Source organism: Moorena sp. SIO3I6 (assembly GCF_010672095.1).
Genome location: NZ_JAAHHU010000197.1, coordinates 1 through 9,709, shown reverse-complemented (window position 1 = coordinate 9,709; position 9,709 = coordinate 1). Strand labels below are relative to the sequence as shown.

Sequence of the window (9,709 nt, the reverse complement as noted above, 5' to 3'; positions counted from 1 at the left end):
GTTACTCAAGAGGATGCGCACTGAGCCAAACTTCAGCCAGTGGAGTCGCTCTCGGGATCCCGAGGGCATCACTTGGGAGTATCGGCAAGGAAAATATTTTCCTTTAGTTGATCAGGTTAATCAGGTTGATCAAGAATCATCAAACACCTTTGAACCTGAAATAGAGGAGACTACCCCCACGACTAATGGGTCATCCCAGGGTTTTTCAGTAGAACCCTACAGTGTCAAACAGATGTGCGATCGCTTCCGTTGCGGGGACAGGTTACTCAAGAGGATGCGCACTGAGCCAAACTTCAGCCAGTGGAGTCGCTCTCGGGATCCCGAGGGCATCACTTGGGAGTATCGGCAAGGAAAATATTTTCCTTTAGTTGATCAGGTTAATCAGGTTCATCAAGAATCATCAGAAACCTTTGAACCTGACATACAGGAGACTACTGCCACCACTAATGGGTCATCCCAGGGTATTTCAGTAGAACCCTACAGTGTCAAACAGATGTGCGATCGCTTCCGTTGTGGGGACAGGTTACTCAAGAGGATGCGCACTGAACCAAACTTTAGCCAGTGGAGTCGCTCTCGGGATCCAGAGGGCATCTCTTGGGAGTATCGGCAAGGAAAATACTTTCCTTTAGTTGATCAGCTTAATCAGGTTAATCAAGAATCATCAGACACCTTTGAACCTGAAATAGAGGATACTACTCCCACCACTAATGGGTCATCCCAGGGGATTTCACTAGAACCCTACAGTGTCAAAAAGCTCTGCGATCGCTTCCGTTGTGGGGACAGGTTACTCAAGAGGATGCGCACTGACCCAAACTTCAGCCAGTGGAGTCGCTCTCGGGATCCCGAGGGCATCACTTGGGAGTATCGGCAAGGAAAATACTTTCCTTTACTTAATCACCAATAATTTATTAATCTCAAACCGAGTCAGCAGATGCGTTCGCGCCCCGCGTGACCTACGGTCAATCGCGTAGCGTCGGCTGTGGCCGTAGGCCACGCTGCGCGAACGCCGAATCGCATCTGCTTTACTATTTCTGGGATACGAGAAAGTTTGGTCTTTCCCAACTTGGGGTATCTTCGAGTCTGTTCTGCCTCTTCCCCTTCTCCAGTTTCTAGTCAGGGAAAGTAGTTAGTGATTTTTCCTTTCCCTGCGCTAGCTGCTACGGGCGACCTAACCTTTAGCTGCCATAGATAACATCAGGTCAATCATGCGGTTAGAGTAACCCCACTCATTGTCGTACCAACAGACAACTTTAAAGAAATTAGAATTAAGTTCCATTCCCGCTCCAGCATCGAAAATGCTTGAATGAGGATCCCCTTGAAAATCGGTGGACACCACTGGCTCCTCTGTATAGCCCAAAATTCCTTTCATCGCCCCAACTGAGGCTGCTTTCATTGCTGCACAAATCTCTGGGTAGCTGGTTGCCTTTTGAGTCCTGAAGGTCAAATCTACCACTGATACATCCGGTGTTGGTACCCGTAATGCCATGCCGGTAAGTTTACCTTTCAGTTCCGGTAACACTAGCGTTACAGCTTTGGCCGCACCCGTAGAAGCGGGGATAATGTTCTGAGCAGCACTTCGCCCGCCCCGAAAGTCTTTCTTACTTGGACCATCTACCGTTGGCTGGGTAGCAGTCATGGCATGGACCGTAGTCATTAACCCTTCCGCTAGCCCAAAATTGTCATTAATCACTTTAGCAATGGGAGCAAGACAGTTAGTTGTGCAACTGGCATTGGAAACGATAGTATCAATACCCGGGTCATAGGTATCGTGATTGACACCCATCAACAGGGTGGGAACCAAATCAGGGTTTTTAGTAGGAGCAGAGATTACCACCCGCTTCGCTCCCGCTTCTAAATGCTTAGATGCCCCATCATAGGTGGTAAATAGACCAGTAGATTCTACTACATATTCCACACCGAGTTTCGTCCAAGGCAGCTCCTCTGGGTTTTTAATTGAGACACAGGGGATTTTCTTGCCATTGACCACAATTCCATCAGCTTCAGCTTCTACGGTACCCTTGAAACGACCATGGGTTGAGTCGTATTTGAGTAAATAGGCGATAGTCTGTGGTGGAACTAGGTCATTAATGCCCAGCACTTCGATTTCTGGGTAGTTGAGGGCAGCACGGAATACGAGTCGTCCGATACGACCAAATCCATTGATACCCACTTTGACAGTTGCCATGGACAAATCTCCTTTAAGAGGTTTACAAATTTACGTTTGTGGATAATTAAGAATCCTCATCCAGCGATGCAGAGGTGCGACCCGTGGCGAATTTAATTCGCCTACGGAAAACGCACCATTACGGTCTTGAGTAAAACCCCCACTCCCGCTCTGCATCAAGACAATGTCATCCAATCGGGAAGATTAATTCTTCCTTTATTGTTGACAGCTGGGAGCATCAAAACTATCATGAACGGATTGCAAAGCAACCAGATGTGACTCAATGATTTTTGCTAGGCATCCAAGCTATTGTTTATAGCTCACTCTACTCATTATTTGTTAATCCTTTAACTTAATTTAAGACTGTGGTAATTGGTGTCAATCTCTACCACTGCTCTGTGTTAAACTTCAAAGAAATAAAAGAGAAGGTAAGCATTGACATGACCCCTGAGAGCTGAATGTTAAATGCTTGCCATAAAATTAACCTTTTCTTTAAACCTACTCTTTAAATTTTTATCTACAATTTAATTAAGCTGGTTTTGGCATTACCTCTATGAAAGTCGCTGTCTTTAGTACCAAAGTCTACGACCGACAGTTTCTGGAAGCTGTTAATTCCCAATACGGTCATGAATTAACTTTTTTTGAACCGCACCTCGATACTCAAACGACTATTTTGGCATCAGGATGTCCAGCAGTATGCGTTTTTGTCAATGATTCCCTCAACGGACAAGTGTTGGAAAAGCTGGCGCAACAGGGAACTCGTCTGATTGCTCTACGCTGTGCTGGTTTTAATAATGTGGATGTCACAAAAGCGACAGAATTGGACATGACAGTAGTGCGTGTTCCCGCTTACTCCCCCTATGCGATCGCTGAACATACGATTGGCTTAATGCTAGCCCTGAATCGCAAGATACATCGTGCTTATTCTCGAGTACGAGAAGGAAATTTTTCCCTAGATGGACTCTTGGGATTCGATATGCATGGTCGAACTGTAGGCATCGTGGGAACTGGTAAAATTGGTGTTATCGTAGCCCAAATTCTCACTGGTATGGGGTGTCAATTAGTGGCATATGATCCTTATCCAAACCCGGAGTGTCAAGCTTTGGGGGTCAAGTATGTAGAGCTAGCTGAACTCTTTGCTATCTCTGATATTATCACGCTACACTGTCCCTTAACTCCTGAAAACTATCATCTGATTAATTCCGAAGCTCTAGAGCAGATGAAACCAGGTGTGATGCTAATTAATACTAGCCGAGGGGGATTGATTGATACCAAAGCCATTATTGGTGCGCTCAAGTCTAAGAAAATTGGCTATCTCGCTCTGGATGTCTATGAGCAAGAATCTGCCTTGTTTTTTGAGGATTTGTCTAATGAAGTCATTCAAGATGATATTTTTGAACGTTTACTCACGTTTCCTAATGTAATTATTACTGCTCATCAAGCTTTCTTCACTGAAAATGCCCTCGATAACATTGCTGAAACTACACTATCTAATATTACTAACTTTGAGAAAGGTGTTCCTTGTCCGAATAAAATTATTATTAATAGGGAATAGGGAATAATATCAAGTCAGGTTGAATACCAAATCTTCTCAAGGGGTGACCTCGGCAAAATTTAATTAAGATTTTAGTAATTGGTAATTCTAATCTAATTACTAAAATCTTAATTACCAATTACTAAATTGGCCTAAAACGCACTAGGAGGAGGGGGAACAAAGGAACGAGGAGGGAAGACTTGTAAATCAATATGCTGCTCTGGACTGAAATTAAGACCTGCTTGTAGTTGAGCAAATTGTTGCTCTTCAAAAGACAGAGCACCTGTAGTTTTATTGTAGGAGATTTTATCAATATCAAGTTCTCCAAAACTATCAATTTCAATCCTATCTCCCTCTTGGACATTGAAATCTGTAATCCTGTCAATTCCGCTTTCAGGTCGTGGCACTTCCGAGTCAGAGTTACTCGATAATAGAAAACTATCAGTTATGTTGATTCCCGTTGAAGGTTGTAGCGGTTGTGATGGAGGCATTGAAGGCGGGAAGATCGGTAATGGACGATTTGTAAATGTGAATTTAAAGATATCAGCTCCGTGACCACCAGTAAGGGTATCCCTTCCTTCCCCACCTACTAGAGAATCATCACCATTGCCACCAATTAGATAATCATTCCCGCCACCAAAGACATTTTGCTCATCACCATCACCAATCAGGGTATCATGGCCAGTTCCACCAATGAGAGTATCACTGCTACCACCACCTTCGAGGATGTCATTGCCGTCTCCACCATCAAGGATGTCACTACCTGGATTATAGTTTATGGGAATTCCAGTCAAACGCCTACGAACATCACCTAAAAGGGAATCATCACCAGCTCCGCCTTTTAGGGTATCATTACCATCTGCTCCGTTGAGCGTGTCATTTCCTGTGCCACCGTCGAGGAAATCATGATCAGATGTCTGTTTAACCTCAAACAAACTCAAGCCAAAGCTAGGACCAGGTCCACCAGTAAGGACATCATTCCCTGAGCCACCAATCAGGGTATCATTGCCCTCTCCACCGTTGAGAACATCTGAATCCTCCTCCCCTTCAAGACGGTCATTACCCCCTCGACCATTGAGAATATCATCCCCAGCTCTACCTTTGAGGGTATCATCCTGTGAGCCACCGTTGAGAGTATCGTTGCCACTGCCACCTATGAGAATTACACTAGTATTTGTAGTATTTGTTTCCAACCCCACGAAATTCAAGTTAAACATTTATTCGATCACCTATTCCTATCCAACTCCGACCTCCTTTATTGTCTGGTCTTAGGTATGGTAAAGCTAGCCAAATTGGCAGTATTTGGCCAATTTGACCGATTTCTTGCTGCGCGTTCACGCTTGTCGGGAAACCCGAGCGGGGTCGCACGGCAAAATACCGTTAAAAATGCTCAAGAATTATTGACGTTTGCCGAAAATCTTGCTCCCTAGGCGAATCATCGTTGCTCCTGCTTTAATAGCCTGCAAATAATCTCCCGACATTCCCATTGATACTTCTTTTAAGTTTAACTGAGTTGTTTGATTAAGCTGTTCCTTGAATTTAGCAACTTCTACAAATGCATCAAAAATTTCATATTCCGATAACCCCAAGGGAAGAATCGTCATTAACCCTTGAATATCTAAGGAATCGCAAGCTTCTAATTCTGGTAACGTTTCTAATAACTGCTCAACAGACCAACCATATTTATTAGGATCGGGCAAAATCTTAATTTGTAAACAAACCTTAGGTCGTTTATTTAACTCATTCGCCCGCCGATTTAAACTCTGGGCTAACTTTAAATCATCAACGGAATGGATCCAGTCCATTGTTTGAACAGCAAGTTTGGCTTTATTCTTTTGTAAGTGACCGATAAAATGCCAGGAAATACCCTCTAAATCTTGTAACTGTTCCTGCTTAGCACAAGCCTCTTGCAAGCGATTTTCTCCAAAATCCCGAATTCCAGCACCATAGGCTTCCCGCATTTTGTCTACAGATACGGTTTTGCTAACTGCAATTAAACGGACATTAGGCTTTAACTGTTGACGAATCTGCTGGATATTATCAGTAATAGGTGTAGTCATAGTTAAAGGTATTTTTTCCATAGTCTTCCCTCTTGGCTTTTTCCTCCATGGCTTTAACAAAAATCGGCGAAATTCCCCATCCAACTTTGAAGGTGGGGATGGATAGCCGAACGATTGATTATATGCTATTATGAAAATAACTCGCTTAGGTTTACATGGTCAGGCATGGGCTGATAATAGTTGAGCTAGGTGGATAAGAGATGTAGTCAAAGCGCGTGAACGAACTCGACCACCGTTCGCCACAGCGTTTCGGGTTTCGCCGACGCTAAGCGAACCGAAAAGGCAAGCGCAAGATGTCATGAGACATAATCGACTGGAACACCAGTTATAAACCGCGAAAACCAAGCGGCAAAAAAAGAATTACTGCCTGTGGAAGACGGGCAGCTGCCTGTGGACGCTGAGTAAGACCATCACCAGATTCAGTTCTGGACTTTCTGTGTACGCGGAAGTACCCAACGTGGCATCGGCGGATGAAACGGGAAATCCTGTTCGCGAAGCGTCGGCTTTGCCGAAAGACGAATAAGACCGTCCTTGTGACGCCAGTTGGAAGCCCCAACTTCAGCGGATCTTGTTGGGATACTTCACCCACCAATCACTTTGGAGAAATCTTGCAGGATTACCTCAGCTGACTGGTATCTGTCAGCGAAATGATAGCTTACCATCTTTTCTATAATTTGGGCAAATTCTTCAGGTACATCTGCCAGGTTGCGCCAGATCACTTCACCAGTTTCTGGGGAAATGGGCAAATGATAGGGACGAATTCCAGTTAATCCTTGAATCCCAATCATACCTAAAGCATAAATATCACTATTGAAACTGGGGTGTCCCGCTAATTGCTCTGGTGGGGCATAACCACGAGAGCCAATGGCAACCGTATCATTTTTTTCCTCACTTTGCTCTGGGCTTTTAATCTGTTTAACTGCTCCGAAGTCAATTAGTACCAGTTGACCATCAGTTTGACGACGGATAATATTGCCAGGTTTGATATCCCGGTGGATGACGCCGTATTTGTGGATAAAGACGAGAATTTCTAAAATATCTTTCAGTATATCTGCGACTTCCTTCACTCCAAGCCGTTTATCTACTGGCAATTCGTCACTAAGGGACTGACCGGGAATATATTCTTCCACTAAGTAAAATACTTGATCTTCTTCAAAATAAGCTAGTAGTCTAGGAATCTTTAAATGATTACCCAAGATTTCTAATATTTCTGCTTCAGTGCGGAATAGGCGTCTGGCAATTTTCAAGAATTGCGGATCGCTACGAGCTGGTTTCAATTGCTTGACCACACACTGGGGTGAACCAGGTCGCTGAGTATCTTCTGCTAGATGGACTAGACCAAACCCACCCGAACCGAGAACACGCTTGGTTTGGTAGCGTCCAGCTAGGAGGTTATGTTCGGGTCGGTACTCTACCGATGTGCCATCAGGGTCTGCACCTGCTGTTGGGTTCCAAATTGCTGTGGCATCTTCTTGAGATAAATCGGTTTGTGGTATCGGTATAGTTTTGGTGTTAGTGCTGGAGATGGTTTCGTTTTTTTCTTTCAACAACGCCTGTAACAAGGCTAAGTTCTGTTCCTGTTCTTGAGCTTTTGCTTCAATTTTGCGGCGCTCTTGCTCTGCTTTTATACTCTCCTGTTTAGCCTTGTAACCGGTGTAAGTCATTACACCAGTACCCGAAAGGATTAATGCCAACGCAGGTGCCACGACAGGTATCCATCCTGAGTTGAGAAATAGCAGGTAGGATGTTCCTACCAAAATACCTAAAGCAATACTCTCAGACAGTACTAACTGTCGAGTGTTGCGGCTTACCCCAACTAACACGCCCCCTATTAGTGTCCAACCCCAAATCCACAAGCCTTCTGTCCACTCAGACCAAAACCAAAACTGTCCTCTTCCCTCTCCAAGTGCGCCACTGAGCAGTTGACTCACGATTTGACCATGTATCATGACTCCTTGCATATGCTTGCTTTCTTTTTGAGCAAAACTGTAGGGTGTTAAGAAGTCATCATCTTTGATACTAGGAGCATTCATACCGATTAGGACAATCCGGTCTTTGACCAAGTCTGGTTCAATCTCCTCATTCAGAACCTTAGTTAAGGTAACGGTATCGGCAAGGTGATCAGCAGAGCGGTAATTCAATAAAATTTGGTAGCCTCCCGTATCCCCCTTTTGGTAACCTCCAGCAGTAGGAGATATCTTGTTATAGACTGTTTTTCCTAGCTTGATCTGTTTTCGGGAGATGTTTTCGGGCTTGATTCCCCGCTGTTCCAAATAGCTTCGGGCTAACTGAAAGCCGAATGATAATCTGGTGGTGCAACCCACGATGCTGGTATTATCACTGGTATTGTCAAAAAATAATGGAGCCCGCCGGACGATTCCATCGGGATCTTCAAGTAGATTAACAAAGCCTACACGATGCTGAGAAATGTTTGGGGGGGCTGCAACACTGGATGCTTCTGATTGACCCCGATAGCAAATTGGAATTATGCGATCGCTACTTTGCAGTAGTTCAGAAAATTCGCCATGACCCGGTTCTACTGGACTGTCTCGAAAGATATCGACACCAATGACAGCGGGTTGATGTTGCTCCAGCTTCTGTAATACCTCATACATTACAGCATCTTTGATTGAAGACCCTCCTGGAGCTGTTGTGCCTTTTAAATCTGGCTCAGTCACCTCTACTACTAAGAGGCGGTCATCCGGTGGTAAAGCTGGTCGCAGCTCTATCATCCGGTCGAAAGCCTTTAACTCAAAAAACTGCAACATTCCTAGGTGCTTAGACCCTAGCATTAAACCAGTTACGGCCAAACTCCCTATCAATGCTGGATTTATCCCAACATATTCCCCCAAGCGTTTCAGCCGCGACCAAGCTTTCGTCGGTTTTGGGGGCGGGGGGGAGGGATTTTCCGCCTGGGGGCTAAGTTTTGAGTTGTTTGGTGACTCTTCTGTGGCCACTTTTACCAGCTGAGCACTCATATATAATCATTATCACTAGAAATAATCACCCTTGATGTTCACCCTTGATGATTCTATTAATCATACGATTAACAGTTTAATCACCCTGTAGAGTAGTGACTCATTCCTTGATTCTTAGCCCTGATCTAAGTCCGAAAGGTTGCTCTGAATATTTTCCCGATCGATTTAATCGATTGAGCAGAAGCAATGGAAGCGAAGTTGCTTACACTACCATTTTGCTTTTTTTTGCTTAGGAAGCAAGTCGTGATTATTCTGTCAAGCTATCAATCGGAGCATATTAAATTTGTCTTCAAGTTCGCCGTGGTCAACCACCCTTATCCCAATTGTTGATGCCCACCTGACTAATATCTTGGGTAATTCCACATTGACAGTTTTGACGGCAAAAATTTGCACTTAGCCTATACAAACAGCTTCCTGTATTTTATATCAACCATCAGTGGATAGTATTTATCCCAGATATCGGCAAGCTTTACTACTCACAGGATACCCTACTACGAACGTTCCTGTTTTTGATTGCTTTATCCACACTATTCGGTTCAATCCCTGGTTGATATTTCCTACAGGCGCACTACTAATCTACACCATCATCAACCCTGCCAACTGATCATCCCACCATGACCTAAGTGGTTCATAGGTAGGATGAATCGTAGGGCTTATTGATTACGTAGTCTTTATCAGAGACAAACGTTGGTCAGGTATTGAGGTTACTCACCCCCGGATTCATCCGTTGGGTTTGTACTACTCCCTTCTGACACAACTAGCGAGATTTTTGGGAGATATGTCTAAATTTGTCAATATTTATCCATAAAACCAACCCCTAGAGCCAAACAGGTTTTCTAGCGGGGCAGAAGTTTACCGGAAACCCACGGCGGCTTGCCAGACAAAGGCTAGCAGCAAGAAGAACACAGGGATGACTGGTAGAACGTCCACCACTGGACCAAAAATAGAGTAAGCTTCGGGTAATGTTCCTAAC

Annotated in this window: 8 protein-coding genes; 2 read left to right on the top strand and 6 right to left on the bottom strand. The window is 44.3% G+C overall.

Translation table 11 applies throughout. The features are described from left to right. Positions 1-904 (top strand): hypothetical protein (locus F6K49_RS30825; protein ID WP_366514252.1); only part of this gene is annotated, 904 nt, incomplete at its 5' end. Positions 905-924: 20 nt separating this feature from the next. Here the strand turns inward: F6K49_RS30825 and F6K49_RS30820 are convergent. Next, positions 925-1,062 carry a hypothetical protein gene (locus tag F6K49_RS30820; protein WP_293024342.1) on the bottom strand — a complete coding sequence of 46 codons (138 nt, stop codon included), beginning with the start codon at positions 1,060-1,062 and terminating at the stop codon, positions 925-927. 106 nt (positions 1,063-1,168) lie between these two features. Then, positions 1,169-2,185, bottom strand: a complete 1,017-nt coding sequence (gene gap, locus F6K49_RS30815; protein WP_293102754.1) for a type I glyceraldehyde-3-phosphate dehydrogenase — start codon at positions 2,183-2,185, stop codon at positions 1,169-1,171. A gap of 532 nt (positions 2,186-2,717) precedes the next feature. On the opposite strand from gap, the gene F6K49_RS30810 reads away from it, so the two are divergent. Continuing rightward, positions 2,718-3,719, top strand: a complete 1,002-nt coding sequence (locus F6K49_RS30810) for a 2-hydroxyacid dehydrogenase (RefSeq protein WP_075903476.1) — start codon at positions 2,718-2,720, stop codon at positions 3,717-3,719. A gap of 131 nt (positions 3,720-3,850) precedes the next feature. Here F6K49_RS30810 and F6K49_RS30805 read toward each other — a convergent pair whose 3' ends face one another. The 4 genes from F6K49_RS30805 to F6K49_RS30790 all read right to left on the bottom strand — a co-directional run. Next, a complete protein-coding gene (locus F6K49_RS30805) occupies positions 3,851-4,897 on the bottom strand; it encodes a calcium-binding protein (RefSeq protein WP_293072094.1) in 1,047 nt (348 codons plus the stop codon). 198 nt (positions 4,898-5,095) lie between these two features. Then, positions 5,096-5,758: a YggS family pyridoxal phosphate-dependent enzyme gene (locus F6K49_RS30800; protein ID WP_293024349.1), complete on the bottom strand. Its 663-nt coding sequence runs from the start codon at positions 5,756-5,758 to the stop codon at positions 5,096-5,098. A gap of 581 nt (positions 5,759-6,339) precedes the next feature. Then, positions 6,340-8,736, bottom strand: coding sequence for a CHASE2 domain-containing serine/threonine-protein kinase (locus F6K49_RS30795; RefSeq protein ID WP_293102750.1), 2,397 nt, complete (start codon positions 8,734-8,736; stop codon positions 6,340-6,342). 852 nt (positions 8,737-9,588) lie between these two features. Then, positions 9,589-9,709: photosystem II reaction center protein K (locus F6K49_RS30790; protein WP_293102757.1), on the bottom strand; the 121-nt coding region annotated here is incomplete at its 5' end.